The 1,639-nt window shown below is 59.6% G+C and carries 1 pseudogene; it reads left to right on the forward strand.

The window, feature by feature from the left end:
* A pseudogene (locus AC1DX0_RS35600) lies at positions 1-1,311 on the forward strand (RTX toxin); the annotation flags it as partial.
* Positions 1,312-1,639: the final 328 nt, after the last annotated feature.

The raw sequence follows: 1,639 nt of genomic DNA on the forward strand, positions 1-1,639 counted from the left end.
TCGCGCTTCGCCATCAATTCCAGCAGCGGCGTCATCACGCGATCGGCCACCGGCGCGCTCGACTTTGAGACCCAGTCGTCGATCAATCTGACAGTGACGGCAACCTCCTCCGACGGAAGCACCGCCAACCAGGTCTTCACCCTCGCCGTCCTCAACAGCCCTGAGGCGGTCGCTTTCAACTCCTCACCGGACGCCAACCCCGCCGCCAACGAGATTGCCCAGAACGCCGCCGCCGGCACGGCGATCGGGATTACCGCCGCGGCCACGGATCCCGATGCCGGCTCGACCGTCACCTACAGCATCGGCGACTCTCGCTTCGCCATCAATTCCAGCACCGGTGTCATCACGCGCTCGAGTACCGGCACGCTCAACGCCCAGTCCGAGCCGTCGGTCGCCCTCACCGTCACCGCCACCTCGTCCGATGGCAGCATCGATACCCATGCCTTCAGCCTCAACGTCACGGCCCACCAGCTGCCGACGTCGGTGACCCTGGCACATACTATCCTGACTTCGCTGTGGTCGCCGCCGAGCCCCGACCCCACTGATATCGTCTATATCTCCCACTTGGGCACGCTGCTGGTTGCCGACAGCGAAGTGGAGGAGATGTCCATTTTTACCGGCAAGAATCTCTACCAAATGACTCTGAGCGGCACTCTGGTAGGAACGCTCACAACCGTCAGATTTTCCGACGAGCCGGCCGGGATCACTTATAATCCTGCTAACCACCATCTCTTCTTCTCGGACGATACCGGCACGAAGAGCGTGTACGAACTGAACCCCGGCAATGATGGACTTTACAATACGTCCGACGACATCGTGACCTCGTTCAAGACGTCGGCATTCGGCAGCACGGATCCGGAAAGCGTTGCCTATGATACCAAACGTGGCGTCCTGTATGTCGCGGATGGCTCAACGCAGACGATCTACACCGTCGCACCGGGTCAGAACGGCAAATTCGACGGCGTCGCGAGTACGGGCGGCGATGACATCGTGACGAGTTTTTCTGCTCATGCGCTGGGAACCCCCTCTGACGAAAGCATCGCGTATGACCCGGTCAACGACCTCCTTTACATCATTCAGTCGCGCAACTCAGTGGCAATGGTTACAACGACAGGGGAGCTGTTGGGTACGCTCGATATCTCCTCGGCCCACGCGAAAAAACCGGCCGGATTGGCGCTGGCGCCAAGCAGCGACGATCCGAGCCACCATATGAGCCTCTATATCGTCGATCGGGGCGTGGACAATGACTCGAATCCAACCGAGAACGACGGCAATATCTATGAATTCCATTTTAATGATTGGCTCGTCTGAACCCGGCACGGCGCGATAGCGCAATCCCTCGGCGCGCTTCACGCCGGCCGAAAGGTTGAGTGGGTACCGAGGGATGATGCTCAATGCAAATTGAGGATGCAACGTTAGGCGCGTCGGCGCGGGCAGAAAAATGCCCGGGCCGCTCGCGGCACTCTGGGTGCGACGAGCGATCCGGGCTTGCTCCTGAATGATTAAGGCTCTTCGTCCTTCGCAACTATTTATTTTTACCCACCTGGCCGGGAGGGCCGACGTGAATATGGTTCTTGTCTCCCCAACCATTGCCCGGACGTGTTCCGCCCGATTTGGCAATCGCCCYGGAGTTCAAGCT

Source organism: Mesorhizobium sp. P3_A9, from assembly GCF_056402975.1.